The organism is Puniceibacterium sp. IMCC21224, assembly GCF_001038505.1.
Classification (GTDB): Bacteria; Pseudomonadota; Alphaproteobacteria; order Rhodobacterales; family Rhodobacteraceae; genus Puniceibacterium.
The window spans coordinates 1-21627 of record NZ_LDPY01000006.1; the positions used below are offsets into that span (position 1 = coordinate 1).

Consider the following 21627-nt stretch of genomic DNA (forward strand, 5'->3'; position numbering starts at 1 on the left):
GCAAAGTGGCCGACTTTGATATGCCGACCACATGCTTGGCGGAATTAAAAGCGCGACTGAGTTGCCTTGCCGAGATCGGGTTAATCTTAGGTTTGCCCGGAAACAACCATCCCGCAGGCTGCGCTTCACGCCGATAGTCGCGCAGCAAATCCAGCAGGTCAGGCGACAGCATCACCTTGCGATCCTTGCCCTCGTCAACGTGGATCAGCACCCGGTCGCTATCAATACGCTGACCTTCAGGCTGCAGACCTCAGACGCCCGCAAACCCGCACCATAGCTAATACTGAGGGCCGCGCGATATTTGAGGCCCGGCCCAGGGGCTGCAGCAATAACCTCAGCGATCTTCGTCTTCGTAGCCTTCGCCTGAAGCATCGTTGCCAAGATTCAGCGTTCATCCAGGTTCAATTTTCGGTAGGGTCGTCTCATCACATCCTCCTGATCTGCATCAGAAACATATCCAGTGATGCAATCCAAAATGGAATGTGCCCCGGCTACATGAGAATATCCAATAATCATTGTTATGTAAAATATTTAGACTCTACAACTTAGAGCCGGCCCATGATGGCCGCCACCCAAAGCGCTGCCTGACTGGCAAAGGACTGGCGGTAAAGCCGCAGCCGCCTGAGTCCCGAAAGGCGCCCCCAGAGGCCGGCCTGATGCAACCCCTCGAATTCAGCAAGGCGGGCGCGGTTGAGCGGTGTCAGGCGGTGGGCCGATGCCGACAGTGCGGCGATATTGGCCGCGTTCCATTTGCGAAAATCACCCCGCAGCAACTGGCGGACGCGTTTGACCCGCGCGCGGGTCGTGTCGTTGGCGCCGATCTGGTTCACCCCGTGCTGCCGGTAGAGCAGCGTCGGTTGATCGTCATGCACGATGCGCCCCCCTGCTCCGGTAACGATCTGGTAGATCCACCAGTCATGCACCACAACGCTGTCGGCCTCGCTCGCGGCGGCGCAAACCAGTTCGGCACCGGCGGCATTCAGCAGGATGGTGTTGCCTGCCACCACGTTCTGCACCAACGCGTTGCGGAACGACGGCGGGCGCGGGCGCGGCGCGGACAAACGGCGGGTGGTCAGCGTCTCGTCGGTGATCCAGGTGCGGCTGCAATATAGCGCGGGCCGGTCAGCAGGCAGCGCACTCAGCGCCGCAATCCCGCGCGACAGCCGGTCGGGCAGCCAGACATCATCCTGATCGCAGCAGGCCAGCCAGCTGCCCGTTGGCAGGTGATCCTGTACCCGGCGGATCAGTGACATGAAATTGGCCGGCCCATTGCCCAGCCGTGGCCCCGGCAGTCGGATCAGCGGATGCCCTGCGGCAAAGCGGTCCAGTCGCGCCGGGCTGTCATCCCCCGATCCGTCATCGCTGGCCAGCACCTGCCAGCGCGGATGATCCTGCGCCGCGATACTGCCAAGCTGAGCATCAAGGTTGTCGCCGCCATCATACACCGCCAGCAGAATCCCAACGAGGGGCACCAGCTCGGTTGTCCCGCTGTCGGGGATTATGCTTTGTCCGCCCCGGTTCACGGCCGACGGGCGTATTGGGTGGCAAGCCCCGCCAGATAGGCACCGTACCCGTTCTTGGAGAACAGGCGCGCGCGTTCGGCCAGCGCCTCGGCGTCGATCCAGCCCTGGGCAAAGGCGACCTCTTCGAGGCAGCCGACCTGCTGGCCCTGACGCCGCTCAAGGGTGCGGACAAAATTGCCCGCATCCAGCAGCGATCCGTGCGTGCCAGTGTCGAGCCAGGCATAACCGCGTCCCATCAGTTCGACCGACAGCAAGCCTTCGTGCAGATACATCTCGAGCAGGGTGGTGATCTCAAGCTCGCCCCGGGCCGATGGCTTGACATTGCGGGCGCGCGTCGGCGCGTCGCCATCCAGAAAATACAGCCCGGTGACCGCGTAGTTCGAGGCCGGGACCGCTGGCTTTTCGACAATCGACACGGCCTTGCCTGACGCATCGAAGTCCACCACGCCGTAGCGTTCGGGATCAGCGACACGGTAGCCAAAGACGGTGCCACCGGTGGTCTTGGCATCGGCGGCCGCCAGTTGCTCGGGCAGGCCGTGGCCGTAAAAGATGTTGTCGCCCAGAACCAGAGCCGAGGGTGCGCCGGCCAGAAACTCCTCGGCCAGCAGGTAGGCTTGGGCCAAACCATCGGGCGATTCCTGCACCACATAGGTAAAGTCGACGCCCCACTGGCTGCCATCCCCAAGGGTGCGGCGGAACTGCTCCTGATCCTGCGGCGTGGTGATCACGCAAATCTCGCGGATGCCCGCCAGCATCAGGACCGAGATCGGGTAATGGATCATCGGCTTGTCATAAACCGGCAGCAGCTGTTTGCTGATGCCCATGGTCACCGGATAGAGCCGCGTGCCGGAGCCCCCCGCCAGGATAATGCCCTTGCGTGTCGTCATTGCGCTCATCTTCCGTTCCTTGCCTCGTTACCATTCCTGTATTAACCAGAGTTTCAAAGGCTATGCGACAGGTCTCTTGCGCTTTGGATACCGCTGATCGGTCATAGCCGCCTGTCTGCTGCAGCAGAACAACAGGGAATGGACATGATCACAGTCTGTCCGGTCGGACATTACGCCCATCGCCAGCCTCTTGCCTATGCGCCAATCCGGACCGCTGTTGCGGGGCGGGTTGGCGTGATCGACCGTCCTGAGACGGCGGATATCGTGATTGTCAGCCACAGCAAGGATCTGGACAGCTGCGCCGCCGCGCTGAGTGCCGCGCAACGCAACGGCGCACGCATCGTGCTGCTGTCCGAAGAACCGCTGTGGGACACGGTCTGGGCCCGCAATCCGTTACAGCGTCAGCAGCACCACACCCATCCGCAGGGCAGCTTTGACTTTGCCTATCTCAACCACATGACCTCGGGGCTGTATGAGTTTTTGCAGATCCCCTATTTTCTGCTGACCGACCGCAGCTTTTTTGCCCGCTATGCAAGCTGGTTCGCCCAGACGGCGCAAAAGACCCCGAAGGATTGGCTGGACACCTGGGCCAGGGCCCCGCGCGATGTCGCCTTTGTCGCCGAATACCGCGATGATCCGAAATTCGACCGGGCCTTTGCGGGCATTGACATCTTTGGCCTTGGGGCATGGCGCACCCGGGTTGCCCTTGGCTGCAACACCGGCACTGTGCTGCGCACCGGCGCGGGCTGGAACACGCTGCCACGGCGTCAGGATCTGCCGGACTGGCATCTGGACAAATATCTGGACCTGCACGATGGATGCCGCATGGTTTCGGCGATCGAGAATACCCACCAGAACGCCTATGTGTCGGAAAAGATCTTTGATGCCTTTGCTGTCGGGGCCGTGCCGCTGACCGTTGCAGGGCCCGATCACCGGCTGCACGATCTGGCGCACCCAGACAGTCACCTCAACCTATACGGCCTGACCGAAGCTGATGCGGCCGCCACGATCGGGGCCTTTGCGCCCACGGCAGCGCTGGCCGAAGCCTATGCGCGCGCGCAGGCAAAGCTGCACACGCTCTTTGCCACGCCGGACAGGATTCTGGCGGAATACGCGTGGTTTGCCCAGAAGCTGACGCAGGAACTGACACAGGAGTTAGAGGCTGCGCCGTCACCACAGTCGCACGGATGAATGCGGCACAGGCAGGCATTCCGGCGCAAAGACAGCGACGCTGGCCCGGATCGGGGACAGATCGCTTTCATCATTGGCACAGGCACGCTAGGACCTTTGCGAAATGGCGGATTGAGACCGGGACACCCGGCGCAGACCCCAGACAAAAAGGAAAAGACCATGATCGTCGAGCAGACAGATTTGCCGGAAGTTCTGAAAATCACGCCAAAGCGGCACAAGGATTCGCGCGGATTTTTCTCGGAAACCTGGCAGAGCGACGTGCTCGCCCGCGAGGCCGGGATCGAGGTCGCGTTTGTGCAGGACAACCAATCGTTTTCGATGCTCAAGGGCACATTGCGGGGGCTGCATTACCAATCTCCGCCGGCCGCACAGGACAAGCTGGTGCGCTGTGGTCGTGGGCGGCTTTTGGACGTTGCGGTTGATTTTCGCAAGAACAGCCCCCGGTTTGGCCAGTGGGTCGCCGTAGAGCTGAGCTTTGAAAACGGCGCGCAGCTGTTTGTGCCCAAGGGGTTTCTGCACGGGTTTGTCACCCTCGAACCCGACACCGAAATTCTGTACAAATGCAGCCATGGCTATGCCCCCGTATGCGACGGCGCGGTGCGCTGGGATGACCCTGATATCGGTATTTCCTGGGGCCTCGACAGCCCGCCGATGCTCAGCGATAAAGATGCGCGCGCGCCATTTCTGGCCGATTTTGACAGTCCCTTTATCTACGAGGCATAGGCCATGAAAATTCTGATCACCGGTGGCGCGGGCTTTATCGGATCCGCGGTGGTGCGCCGCGCCATCGCCGACGGGCACGAGGTGGTCAACCTTGACGCACTGACCTATGCCGCCTGTCTCGACAATGTGGCACAGGTGGCGGACCATCCCGGCTATGCCTTTGAGCAGGCCGATATCCGTGACCGTGCTGCCGTGGACGGCGTTCTGGCCCGGCACACGCCGGATGCTATCATGCATCTTGCCGCCGAAAGCCATGTCGACCGTTCGATCGATGCGCCGGACGCCTTTGTCACCACCAATATCAACGGCACCTACACCATGCTTGAGGCCGCCCGCGCCTATTGGCAGGCGCAGGGCCGCCCCGAGGGATTCCGGTTTCACCACATCTCGACCGATGAGGTGTTTGGGTCGCTGGGCGCGACCGGGCAGTTCACCGAAGACACGCCCTATGCGCCCAATTCGCCCTATTCCGCCAGCAAGGCGGCGTCGGATCATCTGGTTCGCGCCTGGCATGAAACCTACGGCCTGCCCACGGTGATGACCAATTGCTCGAACAATTACGGCCCCTACCATTTCCCCGAAAAGCTGATCCCGGTGGTCATCCTCAAGGCGCTGGCTGGTGAGCCGATCCCGGTTTACGGACAGGGCTTAAACGTGCGCGACTGGCTGTTTGTCGAGGATCACGCCGCAGCCCTGCTGCTGGTGCTGCAACAGGGACAGGTCGGGCGCAGCTACAATATCGGCGGCGAAAACGAGGTCAGCAATATCGATCTGGTGCGGATGCTCTGCGCCATTCTTGACGACCGGCGCCCGCAGGCCCGGCCCCACGCTGACCTGATCACCTATGTCACCGACCGCCCCGGGCATGACCTGCGCTATGCGATCGACCCCAGCCGCATGCGCGACGAGCTGAACTGGCGCCCGTCGCTGACGCTGGCAGAGGGGCTGGCGCGCACCGTCGACTGGTATCTGGAAAACGAAGGCTGGTGGCGCGCGTTGCAGGACCGGCAGGGGGTTGGCCAGCGGCTGGGCACCGGCGGCGAAACGCCCGCACCGGCGGTGTCGGCATGACGCTGCTGGTGTTCGGAAAAACCGGTCAGGTCGCGACCGAGCTTGCCCGCCTCTCTGGCCGCGGCGGTCTCGAGCTGATCTGTCTGAGCCGCGCCGAGGCGGATCTGTCCGATCCCGCCGCCTGCGCCGCAGCGATTGCGACGCACACTCCCAGCGCGGTGATCAATGCGGCCGCCTGGACGCAGGTGGACGGTGCCGAAACCGATGAACCTGCCGCCAGAGTGGTCAATGCGGATGCCCCCGCCGCCATGGCGCAGGCCTGCGCCGGTATGGGTATTCCACTGGTCCATATCTCGACCGACTACGTGTTTGACGGCACCGGGGACAGCCCCTGGACCACGTCGGATCCGGTTGCGCCGCAGAACGCCTATGGCCGCACCAAACTGGCTGGAGAAGACGCGGTGCGCACCGCTGGTGGCCCACATGCCGTCCTGCGCACAGCTTGGGTGTTTTCGGCCCATGGGGCCAATTTTGTGAAAACCATGCTGCGACTGGCCGAAACCCGTGACCAGCTGCGCGTTGTCAGCGACCAGATCGGCGGACCAACCCCGGCCCGCGCCATCGCCGAAGCCTGCCATGAGATCGCCCTGACGCTGATCCGAGATCCGGGCAAAAGCGGCACCTATCATTTCTCGGGGGGGCCTGACATCAGCTGGGCCGGGTTTGCCCGCGCGATCTTTGCCGCGACCGGCGCACAGGTCGAGGTTGCGGATATCCCGTCATCCGACTATCCGACTCCTGCCCCGCGTCCGCTGAATTCACGCTTGGATTGCAGCGCCACCCAGCAGGCGTTTGGCATCGCACGGCCCGACTGGGCCACCGGGCTTAGGGATGTTCTGAGCGATCTGAGAGCAATCTGACCCACCGTCGCAGCTGCCGAATCCGTATCAGGCGGCTGCGGGAAATAGGGCGTCAGGCGCCCTGCCGGACAATCTTGCCATCCACAATGTGAATGCCGCATTCGCTCTTTTCACTGTCAGCCCAGCGGCCGGCACGGGGATCTTCGTCCGGGCGCACGGCGCGGGTGCAGGGCGCGCAGCCGATGGACAGATACCCCTGAGCTTTGAGCGGATGCTCGGGCAGGTCATGCGCCTTGAAATACGAGGCGATGTCGTCACGACCCCAATCCAGCAGCGGATTGACCTTGAGCCAGCGATCCTGCGCCTCGAACAGCGCAAGATCGTCACGATCCGCTGTCTGGCCCCGCTTGCGCCCGGTGATCCAGCAGCTAAGGCTGCGCAGGGCCGCCAGCATCGGCAGCGTCTTGCGCACATGACAGCACAGATCGGGGTTGGTTTTGCTCAAATCGCCGTCGGGATCGTCGGCGGCAACCCCGGCGGGGCGCGGCGTCACCACCTGAATGTTGCACAGACCCAGCTTGGCGACCAGCGTATCCCGGTATTCGATGGTTTCGGGGAAATGCTTCCACGTGTCGAGAAAGATTACCGGCACGTAGGGGTCAATCATGGCCACCATATGCAACAGAACCGCAGATTCTGCCCCAAACGACGAGACCAGCCCGATCTTGCCGGCAAAATCCTGACGGATGGCGGATTCAAGCACCTCCTGCGCGGACTGCCCCTCGTAGCGGTTGCTAAGACCATGGGCACGATCCTGAAGTTCAAGCCGTGCGGACGTTTCGAACGCTGCCATGCAATGCTCCTACGGATAAAGACCCCCGGACATCCGGGATCACGAGAGGGGGTTTCGTTCTGTTTCTACCACCGGGCCCTGGGGATCAACAGCGCCCGATGCGGCAATCCGCCGATCTGTCCCGCCAAAATACACGCTGGGGCCGCGCGGTTCAACAAATGTGCGTAAAATATATGCGATCCGCCCAATATCCGGGCGGACCGCCTGTTCCTGCTGACCAGACTTTGGGTCAGCCCCCCGATATCAACGCCAGAGCGAGACGCAGGGGATCTTGGTCTTGTCGCAGCGCTCGGCGTATTTCGAGGCAATTTCCTTGACCTCACCCATGACGCCGTCCGACAGCTTGATCGGCTTGAGGCCCATACCAAGGAACCGGTCGTTGGCGACGTGCAGCTCGTTCTCGGCGGCCTCGTTGCGCGGGTTTTCCAGATAGGCAATCTCGGTGCCCGTCATGTCGTGGATCATCTGCGCCAGATCGCGGACCCGGTGGGTCTCGGTCATCTGGTTGAGGATGTTCACGCGCTCGCCTTCTTGCGGCGGGTTTTCCAGCGCCAGCTCGATGCAGCGGCAGGTGTCCTGAACGTGAATGAACGCACGTGTCTGACCACCGGTGCCATGCACGGTCATCGGATATTCGACCGCCGCCTGCATGATAAAGCGGTTCAGCACGGTGCCGTAATCGCCATCGTAGTCAAAGCGGTTGATCAGACGCTCGTCTTTCTTGGTCTCGTCGGTCTGCGTACCCCAGACGATGCCCTGATGCAGGTCGGTGATCTTTACGCCGTCGTTCTTGTTATAGAAGTGGAAGAACAGCTGATCCTGCGACTTGGTCATGTGGTAGATTGAGCCGGGGTTGGTCGGATACAGGATCTCCTGCTCGGACTCGCCTGCGGGTGTGTCGATCTTGACCTTGAGGTAGCCCTCGGGGATCTGCATGCCGGCGGTGCCGTAGCCATAGACACCCATGGTGCCCAGGTGAACCAGGTGGATGTCCTGACCGGATTCCACGATGGCGGCCAGCACGTCATTGGTGGCGCTGAGGTTGTTGTTGACGGTGTAGCGCTTGTGATAGCTCGACTTCATCGAATAGGGCGCGGCGCGCTGTTCGGCAAAGTGGATGATCGCGTCGGGCTTTTCGTCCTGGATCAGGGTCAGCAGGCGATGATAATTTTCGCCGACAGTAAAGTTGTGAAACTTGATCTCGTTGCCGGTCAGTTCTTTCCACACCCGGATGCGTTCGCCAATCGGGCGGATCGGGGTCAGGCTATCAACTTCGAGTTCGAGATCAATGGCGCGGCGCGAGAGGTTGTCGACGATAATGACGTCATGGCCACGGTTGGACAGGTACAACGCATTCGGCCAGCCGCAGAAACCGTCCCCCCCCAAAATTATTACTTTCATCTTGTAAGCACCTCTTTCGATTAGATAGCCGATTTTCATTGGTCGAATCAGTGCCAATTACTAGCCCAGTCTCAGAAAGATCAAAAGGCCATTAATCGGCACGAAACCGCACATCATCAGCGGCTTTGTCAGCTTGCGAGCCAGAGCGTTATACCGCTGCCTGCCCGGGCACAATCGGCTGAATTCAAAACCGAACCCGCCGTCCCAGACGGCGCCCCAGGCCGTTCCCAAGACTGCGGCGGTCCTGCGCTGAATCCACTCCCCGAGGGGACTACATCCGGCTCTGATACATAAGACGACATGTTCGAATCCCTGAAACCGGCGGGGTCCCCCGGCATCCGCCAGCGCCAATTTTCCCCGCCTCCAGACCACGTCTGCATTCTGCCCATGAAAGCGGCAAAATCCGCCGGTGCGGGAAAAATAGGCGCCAAGACCCTTGAACCTGCAAAGCGATACAGTGCATGAGAATTGCGCAGACAGGCAGGCTCTGCACCCGGTTCTCCGCAGTGTGGGCCATGGATGCGACTTAACAGAAAGGCGATTATGGCACAGTCATTGATCCTCATCGGCGGCCTTGGATTTGTCGGCCGCAACATCCTCGATGTTGTCCGCGACACCCCGGATTTTGCCGATTTCGAACCGGTTGTGGTGGACGATTTGTCCAATGCCGTCCCAGGGCACGAGGCGCTCGATGTTGCGCTCCACATCGGACCTTATCAGGGACAGGCCGCGATCGATTTTCTGGCCGCCCGCGCGGATACGCAGCGCACCTTTGTGTTCCTTGCCGGTGAGACCCGGGTGGCGGAATCCAAAGACCGGCCGATGGATTTTATCGCGGCCAACATCACCGAGCCGTCAAAATTTGTCATGGAAGCGGTCCGCCCCGGCGATCATTTCATCCTGATCTCGACCGCGGGCGCGCTGTTCGACGGCACATTCGAAGTCAGCGTCGATGCCCCCTACTGCCCCAAGAACTTTTACGGTGCGACCAAAGCCGCCGAAGAGATGGTGCTTGAGAAGCTGGTCGGGCTGCGCAGTGCCAGCTTTTCGGTGATCCGCATGACCAACGTATACGGCCGCCATTCCGTCAAAAAGAAAAGCGCCATCCACGCCTTTACCCGCGCCGCCATCGCCGGGGACACCGTTACGCTGAACGGCGACGGCAAGCAGTCGCGCGATTTCATCTTTTCGGGGGATGTGGGTTTCGGCATTGCCACTCTGGCCAACCGCCTGCGTCTGGGGGAAGCCACGAACAAGATCAACATGCTGGGCAGCGGTGTGTCGACCTCGCTTCTGGATGTGGTGCACACCATCGAAAAGGTGACGGGCAACCCGCTGAAATACAACCAGATCCCGGCCGAAGATCTGATCGCCACCGAACCGCGCGACGTAATCGCCAAAAAATCGGATATCCTGGTGCTGCTTGACGGGCACATCACCCCGTTCGACGAGGGGATCCGCGCGACCTATGCATATTATGCGGTGCCCTAGGTTTTAAAGAGCAGGCCCGGGCTCTCGCTCCGGGCTTGCTCTTGAATTTATTTTATTTTGACGCGCGTTTCCGCACTTTCTTCCACGAAAACAAGGGAAAAGCTTTGCTAACTCACCGAGGCATCGTGAAATATGTGTTACATGGATGATCGCAAGAAACTTGTCGGCCGCTACCTCAGCTATCCCGATCTGACCGGTAAACGGGTCGCCGAGGGCGGTCGCCGTCTCGGGGGAATGACCCGCAAAAGTCGGCCCGAAGCGCCGCTGGTCACGATCATCACCGTTTGCTGGAATTCCGCCAAAACCATCGAACAGACGATCCAGTCGGTGCTGCGGCAGACCTATGACAATGTCGAATATGTCATCGTCGACGGCAATTCCAGCGATGCAACACTGGATATCCTGCGCAAATACGAAGACCGGATCGACTATTACGTCTCGGAACCGGATGACGGCCTGTATTATGCAATGAACAAAGGGCTGGAGCTGGCCCAGGGCGATTATGTCCTGATCCTGAATTCGGACGACTGGTTCGCCTCGGACGGGATTGCGGCGCTGGTCGCTGCGCAGAATTACAGCGGCTGCGATTTTGTCGCAGCGCTGGCGCGCTATATGGACGAGGACAAAGGCGAGGCCGAGATCCTGCGCCCGATGCCGTTTGACGATTCCGTCTATTTCCGCATGCCGCTGCGCCACGAGACGATGCTGATTCCGGCCCGGCTCTATGACAAACTGGGCCCGTACAACACCGATTACCGGATCATTGCTGACCGCGACTATACCGCCCGGCTGTTTGATGCCGGTGCCACGTTCTATGAGCTGCCCCGGGCGCTGCTGGATTTCCGCACAACCGGCGTATCCAGCACCAATCTCAAGCTTCTGGCCCGCGAAAAGGATGCGCTTCTGGCGCAGGAGTTTCCATTTCTGACGGCATTGGAACGGCAAACCCTGAACGACCCTGTAAAAGCCACACCCGAAGATTTTGCGCGGATCGCAAACACGCATCTGGACCAGCCGAAATTCGTCAAGGCCTGCCGCGCCGTGCTGGACGACCGCCGCGCCAAAGGCGGCAAGCGTTGGCAGTCGGATGCGCTTGTGACCATCGGCGCCAGCGATCCCGTGGCCTGGCCAAAGGTCAGCGTCATCCTGCCGTTCTACGAGGCCGAAACCTCGATTGCGGCCAGTCTCGACTCGGTCTTGGCGCAAAGCCTGACGGAATTCGAAATCATCTGCGTCAACGATTGCGCGATCGACGGCAGCCAGAGCGTCGTCGATGCCTATGCTGCCCGCGACCCACGGGTGAAATGCCTGCGCAATGACCGCAATATCGGACTGGGCGCCAGTCGGAATGCCGGGATCCGCGCTGCCTGCGGGCGGTATATCTTTCATCTCGATCCTGATGACACCCTGCCGCAGGACGCGCTTGAGCGGCTTTATGACACCGCCGTGCAGCATGGTAGCGACATGGTCAAAGGCGCGTATCGCGCCGGCCAGGGCCTGCACGATCAGCAGGCGGAAAATGTCACCGTCAAATATCCCTGTGGCGTCCGCAAACAGACCATCGTCAACACTCGTCTGGGGCCAACCCCACGACTTTTGCACACCACCGAAGGACACTGGTCCTATCTTTACGAGGCCAACTTTGCCCGCAGGGTGCCCTATCCGACCGATCTGAAGATGGGGCAGGACAGCATCTTTCTAGTGAATGCAGTGGCCCGGGCCCGCAAGGTCACCCTGCTGCCAGTGGTGGTCTACAATTACGAGGCCAACCCCAACAGCGCGATGAACCACTTCACCGCCCGCAAGTATTTCGACGGTCTGGAGTGGCGCCGCCGCGCCTGGTACGTGCTACGCGACGCCGGCTACATCCGCTCGGGCGAACGACTGCTGTTCGCCTTCTGGAGTGAGGCGTTCTTTGACGGTCTTGATGCCACGATGACCGGTGATGAAAAGTTGACCTTTTACAGCCGTCTGGCCCGGTTCCTGCGCGAGGCCGGGTACCCTGGCACGGCACCGCTGACCAACCCGGTGCTGCGGGCGCGATTTGCCGACAGTCTGGCGCGGTTTCCCGCGCCACCCGCCGACATGGCACCACAGGATGTCGTCTGGGATCGGGACAGACCGCTGCGGATCGCGACCTTCTCTACACAGGATCACGGCGGTGCCGGCCTGGGCAGCCAGCGCCGGGTCGAGGCGCTGCGCAACACCCGCGTCGATGCCGAAATCCACTGCGTTTTTCAAAAGACGGACAAAGCGCATGTCCACCGCGTGCCACTGCTCGGCCCGCTGCCCAAAGACCCGGCCCCCGAAGAGCTGCACGCCGCCTGGCGCCAGGCCGCAGTTCTGACCCGCAAGGAACACCCCGGCCTGAAGGCGCGCGAGATGTTCTCAAAACCCGGCACCGTGGCGGATTATGCCGCCCTGGCTCCGGTTTTTGACAAGGCGGATATCGTCCACATGCACTGGGTTTCGGGCCTGTTTGATTTCGAACGGACCGATCTGCTGAGTGACACACCGGTGGCCTGGACCCTGGCGGACATGAACGCCTTTACCGGCGGCTGTCATTATTCCGAGGGCTGCACCCGGTATCGCAACGACTGCCGCAACTGCCCGCTTCTGGAGCCCGGATCAACGCTGGCCCACGAGACCTGGAATATCAAGCGCAAGGCCTATGCCAAGATCCCGAACCTGCATGTGATCTGCCCGTCGCAATGGCTGGCCGATTGTGCGCAGGAAAGTTCGCTGTTCGGCGACCGGCCGATCCATGTGATCCCCAATGCCTTTCCGGTAGACCGGTTCACCCCCACCAACAAACAGCTGGCGCGCCGCAGGCTGGGTCTGCCTCTGGACAAGAAACTGGTGGTGTTCGGGGCCGACAGTCTCAATAACCGGCGCAAGGGCGGCGACATCCTCCGCGCGAGCCTTCAGCACCTCAAGAGTATGGGCAAGGCCGACGGGGTCGAGGGGCTGTTCTTTGGATCGAGCAGCCTCGATCTCGGGGTCAGGGCGCATAACATGGGCCATGTCACAGACGAGCGGAAGATGTCACTGATCTATGCCGCCGCTGACGTGTTTGCCTTCCCCTCGCGCGAAGACAACGCACCGCTGACCGTGGCCGAGTCTCTGTTGTCGGGCACGCCTGTCGTAGCCTTTCCAGTGGGAAATGTGCCGCAGATGATCCAGCACCGCGACACCGGCTTTATCGCGCGCTACGAAGATGCCAAGGAATTCGCCGAGGGTCTGGCCTGGGCGCTTGCAGATCCGCGATCAATCGAGACACTTGAGCGGGGCTTGCGTGGCCACATCCAGGCCAGGGCTCACAACGATCCCAAGACCGCTGTGAACCGGCACCTCGCGTTGTACCGCGAAATGACCAATGATCCGGCGGGCGGCTTGACGCCATAGACCTTTGCCTGGCCCGGTTGTTTCGCGCCGATGCCAAAGGCCCGTCAATCAGTCCGGACAACCGCGCTGCGCCATCCGTGTCCCACAATCGGGGCACCCGGTTTTACAGTCCCGATCCGGCGGGCAGCCCGGGCCAAAGCGCCCGGGATCCACAGTTGACGGGCTACTTGCCTGCTAATACTCAGACGGGCATTATGCCCGTCGTTTGAGCCCAAGAATCGGAGTTTTCCATGCAACAACATCCCATTGCAGCTGGGGGCCAGGGCGATACAGATAGCGGTTTCACGGCGTTTGTTCTGAGCAATCCAGACGGGGTGTTTCAAAAATGCGATGACCTTGCGACCTTCGTGACCATGATGGACACTGACGCGGCCCGCGGCCTGCTGCTTTATGATCCCCCTGCCGAATGTCTTGCCAAATGGCTCGCGTCGGGCCATGTCGGCGGAGCCGAGCTCGACCGATGGGCCACCGGCGCAATGGGCTATCTCAAGCTGCGCCGCAAGGTACCGAACCGATTTGTGATCCTTGAAAAGCCGGGGGATCCGACCGCGCTCGCCGCAGTGAGGGCGGCCTTTGAAAAAGCGTTCCCCGGGGCTGAGATGCCGTTTTCCACGCCGCTCTCCAATCGGGCCGAACCGTTCTATGGTGCGCTTGCAGCGCTGGCCGTCGCGCAGCATGCGATCGCTGCCCGCCTGCACACCGAACTGCAGGCGGGCAGCGCGACCTCTTTTCACCAGGTCCAGGACCCGGCCGACAGCCTGCAAGCCGCCTGCGCCGCCTGGGAACGCCTCATCGCGGATCGCGACAGCATAGAGCTGTCCCAGAGCCAGAGCGGCATCGACATTGCGGCCCTGCAGGACGCGCACAGCACTGCGCGGAGCGAGACCGCCACCATCCGGTCAGAGCTTGAGGCCGCCCTGGCCGCCAAGGCGCAGGCCAGCGATCTGCAACGCCTGATTGGCGGCCAGCTCAAGGAGCTTGAGGGCGAACTGGCCAGCCTGCAATCCGAGAATGCCGCCCTAAGCCAGACCATCTCCAGCATTGGAACCCGCGAAACCGAAGCCCAAGCCGCGCTGCGCGACGCTCGGGACGATCTGGCCAAAGCGATCGCGGCCGAGATTGCGGCCCAGGCAGCCTTGCGCGCTGCGCAGGATCAACTAACCAAAGCAGCCGCAAGCGAGGTGAAGATACAGGCCGCGCTGCGTGACGCCCGGGATGAGCTGACCAGAACACAAACCAGCCTGACAGCCGCCGGCGTGGAACTGCGGATCACCACCGGCACGCTGGACAAAACCCGGACAAGCGAGATCGACGCGCGGGCCACCATCAAGGTCATGGAACGCGACCTTGCCACAGCACGCGCGGACAATGCAGATGGACGGGACCGGCTAAACGCCGTTCTCGAAGAGCTGAGCGCCACCCGGACCAGCGGCAACGCAGCACAGCAAGAGGTGCAGACGCTCAGAGCAGCGCAGGACCAGCACGCCCGCTCGGACTCTGTCCTCGTTGGACAGATCAGGCAGCTGGAAGGGGAACTGCTGCGCGCGCAAACCCGGCAGACCGAGCAGGTCAGACAATTGACCGCCGAACTCCAGAAGAGCGAACAACTGCAGCTCAAAACACTGCAAAAGACCCGCGCTCTCGAAACCCGAATAGGGCAGGACGAACAGAGCCGCGCCGAAATCCTGCACGGTAAAATTCTGGCCGAACAGGCGGTCGAGGCTCTGACTTATGAGCTGAGCCTGGTCTATTCGTCCAGCTCGTGGCGCATGAGCAAACCGCTCCGGTTTTTCAAACGCATGTTCGGAGGCGCAGACTCGACACCCGGAAATGAGAGCAAGACATGATACTTGACGCGCTCTTGCGGAAAACCGGCACCGAGGACTCTGTGATCTTTGTCGGCTCCGGGCTGCTGAACAATCCTGATGCGATCGCTCCGGACGCAGGATGCATCCTGATGTTTGAACCGGATCCAAACCATCTGTCGGCGCTTCAGTTCTATAGCGGCATGCAGGACAATTTTCAGCTGATCGAGGCGTCGCTCGCGGCCCGGTCCGGCATCGCGACATACCACCGGTTCAACATGCCGGAACTGGACGGCTTTTCAGAAGTGTCGGCGTTGCAGACGGTTTTTGAAGAGGTGCAGGAAATCGCGTCCTTCGAGGCCGACTGCCTGTCTGTCGCCGATCTGGCGCAACGCCTGCCAAAACAGCACCGCAGCGGGGACATCCTGATCCTGGGCCTGTTGGCTGAGGAGGCGGACTTCCTGACCGCGCTTGAGGATTCGGGCGTCCTGTCGCGCCTGTCCCACATCGTCCTGCAGACGCCGCGCCCCGCGTCTGGATCTGCGCAACCGGGCCAAACCGCAGAGAGCTGGCTGGCCGAACGCCTGTTTGATCAGATGCTGGAGGTCCCAGCGTCCCACCCCGAAGTATCAATGCGAATATTGGTGCGGAACCCTCTCGGCGCAAAACTGGCGGATCTGTCCGGCAAGATCGCGCAGCAACAAAAAGATCTGGTGGCCGCAAACTCCGCCCTCAACGCCGAGCGCAAGGCCGCTGAGGACAAGCTGAACAAGGCCAAGGCCGAGGCGCAGACCAACGCCGATGCCCTGCGCGAAAAGCTCGCCGCCGCAAACTCCGCCCTCAACGCCGAGCGCAAGGCCGCTGAGGACAAGCTGAACAAGGCCAAGGCCGAGGCGCAGACCAACGCCGATGCCCTGCGCGAAAAGCTCGCCGCCGCAAACTCCGCCCTCGACGCCGAGCGCAAGGCCGCTGAGGACAAGCTGAACAAGGCCAAGGCCGAGGCGCAGACCAACGCCGATGCCCTGCGCGAAAAGCTCGCCGCCGCAAACTCCGCCCTCGACGCCGAGCGCAAGGCCGCTGAGGACAAGCTGAACAAGGCCAAGGCCGAGGCGCAGACCAACGCCGATGCCCTGCGCGAAAAGCTCGCCGCCGCAAACTCCGCCCTCAACGCCGAGCGCAAGACCGCTGAGGACAAGCTGAACAAGGCCAAGGCCGAGGCGCAGACCAACGCCGATGCCCTGCGCGAAAAGCTCGCCGCCGCAAACTCCGCTCTCGACGCCGAGCGCAAGGCCGCTGAGGACAAGCTGGGCAAGGCCAAGGCCGAGGCGCAGACCAACGCCGATGCCCTGCGCGAAAAGCTCGCCGCCGCAAACTCCGCCCTCGACGCCGAGCGCAAGACCGCTGAGGACAAGCTGAACAAGGCCAAGGCCGAGGCGCAGACCAACGCCGATGCCCTGCGCGAAAAGCTCGCCGCCGCAAACTCCGCTCTCGACGCCGAGCGCAAGGCCGCTGAGGACAAGCTGGGCAAGGCCAAGGCCGAGGCGCAGACCAACGCCGATGCCCTGCGCGAAAAGCTCGCCGCCGCAAACTCCGCCCTCGACGCCGAGCGCAAGACCGCTGAGGACAAGCTGAACAAGGCCAAGGCCGAGGCGCAGACCAACGCCGATGCCCTGCGCGAAAAGCTCGCCGCCGCAAACTCCGCCCTCGACGCCGAGAGCAAAGCCGCTGAGGACAAGCTGGGCAAAGCCAGGGCCGAAACCAATCAGGCCAGAAAGGAGCAGCGCGCAGGCTACCGCGATCTGTCACTTGCCCTGCGCGGGCAGGCCCTGCGCGAAGCTGACCTGAAGGATTTGCAAAACCGCTTTGCCACGCTTGTCGACGAGAAAACCGCACAAGATGAACTGCTGAGCAAGCTGACCGTCCGGCTGGACCGTGCCGCCCGCTACCTGGATCAAATCGAAAGCCTGCCGGAGGCCCAATCCGCCAAAGCCGCTCTGGCCTCCTCTGTCGGCAAAGGCTCTGGTGGAAAACCCGCGGCAGCCCGAAAAAAGCGGAACGCACATAAATGAGCGACACCGAAAACTGGGAGCAGTTCCGCGCTCAGATCGGCGCGGCGCGGGCGCTGCTTGGGGACCCGTCTGCGGCGGCACGAGGCCGTTCGGACATGGTTCCCGTTGCCGAGCCGTCTGCGGACGCGTCGCTTCCCAGTTTGCTGGAACAGTGCCTGGATATGCTCGCCGCGCCAAGCCCCGCAATCAGGCCAAGCCTGCGCACCGTTCATCAGCTTGCCTGTGTCGGCGGCACGCTGATCAACCGCTGCATCGCCAGCATGCCCAACACCAAGCTTCTGAGCGAGGTCGATCCGCTCAGCCCGATCGCGTTTAACCAACCGCAGACATTTGTGCCGACTGACCTGATCCGGCTGGACCGGGCCAGCAGCCGACCCTCAGGCGATGATGTCCTGACCCGGATCTTTCTGGCCGGCACAGAAGTGCTGTACGAGGAAACACGGCGCAACGGGGTCGCGTTGATCCTGCGGGACCATGCCCATGGGCAGTTTTCGTTCGGTGACCACACCCAGCACCACCCCACCCTGATGGAGATGCTGGAAGATCGGTTTACGCTGCGCTCTCTGGTGATCGTACGCCATCCGATGGAATCCTTTCTGAGCCTGAGAGCAAATGACTGGCTACATTTTTCACCGCCGTCCCTGAAGAGATATAGCGAGCTTTATCTGGCGTTCCTGGATCATTTCAGCGCGCTGCCGATCCTGCGCTACGAGGATTTTCTGCAAGACCCACAAACCCGGATGCAAGAGACCTGCGACATCCTTGATCTGAGCTACAACCCGGATTTTATCCATCTGTTCCCGGATCTGCAACTGTCAGGCGACAGCGGTCGCGGGGGCGATATCATCAAGGAACGACCGCGCAAGCCGGTTCCACCCGATATCGCCAAAGCGGCGGCAGCGGCCCCCGCCTATCGTGCGCTCTGTGCCCGTCTGGGGTATGCCATCGGCTGAACCGGTCTATCCGGGGCCGTAGCCCGGTTTCAGCAAAAACGCTCAGATCAAAAGCGCAGGCGCTATACGATATCGGCGCGGCCCATCATCTCGCGGTACAGGTCTTGGTGCAGGCGGGCGGATGTTTTCGGATCGTTCAGCGCGGCCGCCTTCAGATGACCGCGGATCCCCTGCAACAGACGTTCGCCAGATTGCGCCCCCCTGAGCGCCCAGGACAGCCCATCGGCAAACGAATGCGCATCTTCGTAGTGGGCGATATAACCGGTTTCGAGATGTTCGACGAGTTCGGTCACATTTCCGACGGGAAAAGACACAACCGGCGTCCCCGACAGCAGCGCCTCGGGCACGGTCTGCGGCGCGTTATCCTCACGCGAGGGAAAGGCAAACACATCCGCCGCCGCATAGACCAGCGACAGTCGCGTCGGATCCGAAATATAGCCCATGTTATGGGTCTTGATCGGCACATCGAGGTTGCTTGCCCCAAAGAAGATACCTTCGATATCCTGACCATCGCTGCGGCCGGTCAGGATGGCCAGGCTTTTTTGCAGGATGTCGCCGCCCTTGCGCAGGTTCTCAAGATTGTCGGCCCCAAAGACGATCAGCTTCTTGTCCAGCGGCAGGCCCAGCTGCCTGCGGGCCACCATTTTGTTCACCAGCTTGAAGTCATTGACCGGGATCGCGTTGGGGATGACATGAATCGGGCGATCACCGAACAGCGAACTCTCCCGTGCGCAATCAGCCAGCCATTGCGACGGGCAGACCACATGCAGGTTCTTGATTCCGGCATAGGCATCCCGCTTGCGTTTCCATGCCTCGTGCGCGCGGTTCGATCCGCTCAGCAGCGGGCAGGCCCGGCATTCGTCACGATACCCTGTGCAGCCTTGGGAATAATGGCAGCCCCCGGTGAACGGATTCATATCGTGCAACGTCCAGGCGACGGGTTTGTCGCCCATGACATCGGCCATCCGGTCATAGTCGATCATGCCCGAGATCCAGTGCAGATGCACGATATCGGCCTTGTCCAGCGGTGCTTGGATCGCGTCGAAATCAACGATACTGCCGACATCCGAAAACAATTCGCGCGCGGTAAGCCCCGGCTCGTCCGCCTCGGTGACAACGGCTTTGGCCCGCCATTTCGGCCGCAGAACCACCTCTGCCAGCCCGCCTTCGGTGACCTCGGGCAGCAGCGGGACACGACGGCTGTGGGGATCGTTGGATTTGGAAAAGACGCACAGACTGCGAGCGTCATGACCAAGATTGCGCAGGGATTCCATGCTGCGCTGGCTGGCCGAGCCGGCTCCGCCGGAATCGCTGGTCGACAGGATTTCAATCCGCAGCAGATCATTGTCAGGCGTGGCAGTCACCGGGGCAGCCACCTGCCCGACCTGCCCGTGACTGGTCAGGTTGTCTTCAAAGATCTTTTTCAGCGCGGGATTGCGGGTTTGCGCACAATCGGATTGGCCCGCCTCGTGAAAGGCGACCCTGAGTTTTGCCCAAAACGTCTGGTACTGTTCGGGCGTCAGCAACACCTTGAGCGCCTCAAAGAACGGCATGTTCCAGTAGTTGAACAGCAGGAAATCCCCGGCCTCGGACTGTCCGGTCTGGTCAAGAACGGCCCAGGCCCTGCGGCGCCACTCGATCTCGTCCATGAACTTGCGGAACGTATAGGTGTTCATCGCGCTGTCGGCATTGGCGCGGTAACGATAGATCACCTTGTCGATCACGCTGATGGTGCGCGCCCGCGCGATCGCCGACACCAGAAAGATGCTGTCCTGACCCATCTTGAGGTCTTCGGGATAGAACACCCTTTTGGCGAAGCTGGCCCGGTAAAGATAAGACCAGTGCCCTTCGGTGCCACGCAGCAGATCCGGGCTGGAGGCCAGAGAGGTATTCACGATATGCGGCGCACCCTCTTCGAGGCCTTTGCGCACAGCTTTGGACTGCGCCTGACCCAGCATCAGCTGTTCGTGCATAAAGGCGCCACGGGTCATGTCGCTGCCGTATTTCTCTGCATGATCGTACAACACGGCCAAGGCATCGGGCGGGATGACGTCATCAGGATCGATGTGAAACACATACTCGCCGCGCGCCGCCGCGATCCCCCGGTTTCGGCTGGCTCCGAGCCCGACATTCACCTGATTGATCAGCGTGACAATCCGCGGATCACGCGCGGCGTAATCGTCGATGATCTCCTGAGAATTGTCGGGGGTGTGATCGTTGATGCAAATCACCTCGAACGCATCCAGCGTTTGTGCCAACAGCGACTCGAGACATTCGGCCAGCGTCGCGGCCCCATTGTAAACCGGGAGGATCACACTGATCCGGGGCGACGGGCGGCTGTCCAGGGGGCCGCTGTCCTGCATCGGTCCCGCGTTCTGAACCGCCACCATCGGCATCGCCGGTTCAAACGCGTCAAAGTTCAGGTTTTTCCAGCGCGGGTGGCGGTTCTTTTGCTGATCGCGGGCATAGGCAACAGCCGCAGCCCGAAATTCTGCTGAGGGGTAGCCGCGGGTGATCTCGCACAGGCGCTCGGGGGTCAGCCGTTCCAGGCTCATCAGGCTGACGATGCTGCCCGGCTCCATTCCCGGGAACTGCTCTTGCAGCGCGCGCTGCCGCTCTTGATAGAGCTTGTCCATATCCGTGCTCGATACACCACCCATGCTGAAATTAAGCAGCGGGTCCTTCAGTTCGAAATGGGTATAGCCCTTCCAGAACAGGCGGGTTGTCTTCATCCGGTCGGCAATGATCCGGTACGAGGGGTCATACCCACCCTCACGGTTGTAGATCTTGGCAGACAATAGCATCGTTTCGTGGCGCAACGGCATCCGCAGGGCGACCCCCGCATCCAGCGGTGAACTGGGCTGTACCCGGATGCGCTCGCCCTGGTCATCCATATAGGCCGCCATCGCCGAGACAAAATCGGCACCCGAGGTGCGCTGCGCCTCGACCAGTTTTTCCACACAGCGCGGCGTGTATTCGTCGTCAGAGTTCAGCATGAGGATGTAATCGCCAGAGGCCAGTTCAAGCCCCTTGTTCATCGCGACATAGATGCCCCCGTCCGGCTCAGAGAGGTAATAATCGATCCGGTCGTCGTATTTGCGAATGATGTCGAGCGTACCATCGGTTGAGCCACCATCGACGATCACGTATTCGATGTTGTCATAGCTCTGCTGCACCACAGAGCGGAGCGCCTTTTCGAGGGTTTTTTCAGAATTCCAGCACACGGTGATCACCGTGATCAGCGGCGCGTCGGGGCGGCTGGCCCGGATATCGCCGCGCAGCCTGCGCCCGCCTTCGGCGACCCTTGCGCCGGTCAGATCCGGGTATCGCGAATATCTGCCGACAAAGGGGGGCGTCTGGGCAGTTTCACCCGTCCGGGCCACAGGTATATTCATTGCTTTGTCCATTCCTCGAAACTCTTTAGGTCCCACCGATAGTGCGGCTTCCCTTAGCGA

Annotated in this window: 14 protein-coding genes and 1 pseudogene; 9 read left to right on the top strand and 6 right to left on the bottom strand. The window is 61.5% G+C overall.

The window, feature by feature from the left end; genetic code table 11:
- The 3 genes and pseudogenes from IMCC21224_RS28725 to rfbA form a co-directional block, all read right to left on the bottom strand.
- Positions 1–327, bottom strand: a pseudogene (locus IMCC21224_RS28725) (tyrosine-type recombinase/integrase); the annotation flags it as partial.
- Positions 328–545: 218 nt separating this feature from the next.
- Positions 546–1472 carry a glycosyltransferase gene (locus IMCC21224_RS25085; protein WP_231582230.1) on the bottom strand — a complete coding sequence of 309 codons (927 nt, stop codon included), beginning with the start codon at positions 1470–1472 and terminating at the stop codon, positions 546–548.
- A gap of 47 nt (positions 1473–1519) precedes the next feature.
- Positions 1520–2410 (bottom strand): glucose-1-phosphate thymidylyltransferase RfbA, encoded by an 891-nt coding sequence (gene rfbA, locus IMCC21224_RS25090; RefSeq protein WP_047998341.1) that lies wholly within the window; start codon positions 2408–2410, stop codon positions 1520–1522.
- Between the two features lie 144 nt (positions 2411–2554).
- Between rfbA and IMCC21224_RS25095 the strand changes: the two genes are divergently transcribed.
- The 4 genes from IMCC21224_RS25095 (at position 2555) to rfbD (ending at position 6255) form a co-directional block, all read left to right on the top strand.
- A complete protein-coding gene (locus IMCC21224_RS25095) occupies positions 2555–3601 on the top strand; it encodes a hypothetical protein (RefSeq protein ID WP_047998342.1) in 1047 nt (348 codons plus the stop codon).
- A 159-nt stretch (positions 3602–3760) separates the two neighbouring features.
- On the top strand, positions 3761–4324 hold the full coding sequence (rfbC, locus tag IMCC21224_RS25100) for a dTDP-4-dehydrorhamnose 3,5-epimerase (RefSeq protein WP_047998343.1): 564 nt from the start codon (positions 3761–3763) through the stop codon (positions 4322–4324).
- 3 nt (positions 4325–4327) lie between these two features.
- Positions 4328–5395 carry a dTDP-glucose 4,6-dehydratase gene (rfbB, locus tag IMCC21224_RS25105; protein ID WP_047998290.1) on the top strand — a complete coding sequence of 356 codons (1068 nt, stop codon included), beginning with the start codon at positions 4328–4330 and terminating at the stop codon, positions 5393–5395.
- Complete coding sequence (gene rfbD / locus IMCC21224_RS25110; protein WP_047998291.1) at positions 5392–6255, top strand: dTDP-4-dehydrorhamnose reductase; 864 nt, start codon at positions 5392–5394, stop codon at positions 6253–6255. The genes rfbB and rfbD overlap by 4 nt, the downstream gene beginning before the upstream one ends.
- Positions 6256–6307: 52 nt before the next feature.
- Here rfbD and IMCC21224_RS25115 read toward each other — a convergent pair whose 3' ends face one another.
- Both IMCC21224_RS25115 and IMCC21224_RS25120 read right to left on the bottom strand, forming a co-directional pair.
- Positions 6308–7048 carry a phosphoadenylyl-sulfate reductase gene (locus tag IMCC21224_RS25115; RefSeq protein WP_047998292.1) on the bottom strand — a complete coding sequence of 247 codons (741 nt, stop codon included), beginning with the start codon at positions 7046–7048 and terminating at the stop codon, positions 6308–6310.
- A 243-nt stretch (positions 7049–7291) separates the two neighbouring features.
- Complete coding sequence (locus IMCC21224_RS25120) at positions 7292–8449, bottom strand: NAD-dependent epimerase/dehydratase family protein (protein WP_047998344.1); 1158 nt, start codon at positions 8447–8449, stop codon at positions 7292–7294.
- Between the two features lie 543 nt (positions 8450–8992).
- Between IMCC21224_RS25120 and IMCC21224_RS25130 the strand changes: the two genes are divergently transcribed.
- The 5 genes from IMCC21224_RS25130 (at position 8993) to IMCC21224_RS25150 (ending at position 18172) form a co-directional block, all read left to right on the top strand.
- On the top strand, positions 8993–9940 hold the full coding sequence (locus IMCC21224_RS25130) for an NAD(P)-dependent oxidoreductase (protein ID WP_047998294.1): 948 nt from the start codon (positions 8993–8995) through the stop codon (positions 9938–9940).
- A gap of 141 nt (positions 9941–10081) precedes the next feature.
- Positions 10082–13345: a glycosyltransferase gene (locus tag IMCC21224_RS26815; RefSeq protein ID WP_053079209.1), complete on the top strand. Its 3264-nt coding sequence runs from the start codon at positions 10082–10084 to the stop codon at positions 13343–13345.
- A gap of 230 nt (positions 13346–13575) precedes the next feature.
- The gene (locus IMCC21224_RS25140) at positions 13576–15192 is read left to right on the top strand and encodes a hypothetical protein (RefSeq protein ID WP_047998295.1); all 1617 of its coding nucleotides are present in this window, start codon (positions 13576–13578) and stop codon (positions 15190–15192) included.
- Complete coding sequence (locus IMCC21224_RS25145) at positions 15189–17219, top strand: hypothetical protein (protein ID WP_047998296.1); 2031 nt, start codon at positions 15189–15191, stop codon at positions 17217–17219. Before IMCC21224_RS25140 ends, IMCC21224_RS25145 begins: the two co-directional genes overlap by 4 nt.
- Entirely contained in the window at positions 17216–18172 is a 957-nt protein-coding gene (locus IMCC21224_RS25150; protein WP_047998297.1) for a sulfotransferase family protein, read from the top strand. The genes IMCC21224_RS25145 and IMCC21224_RS25150 overlap by 4 nt, the downstream gene beginning before the upstream one ends.
- 62 nt (positions 18173–18234) lie before the next feature.
- On the opposite strand, the gene IMCC21224_RS26820 is transcribed toward IMCC21224_RS25150, so the two are convergent.
- On the bottom strand, positions 18235–21567 hold the full coding sequence (locus IMCC21224_RS26820; protein ID WP_197089334.1) for a glycosyltransferase: 3333 nt from the start codon (positions 21565–21567) through the stop codon (positions 18235–18237).
- Between the last annotated feature and the right edge of the window lie 60 nt (positions 21568–21627).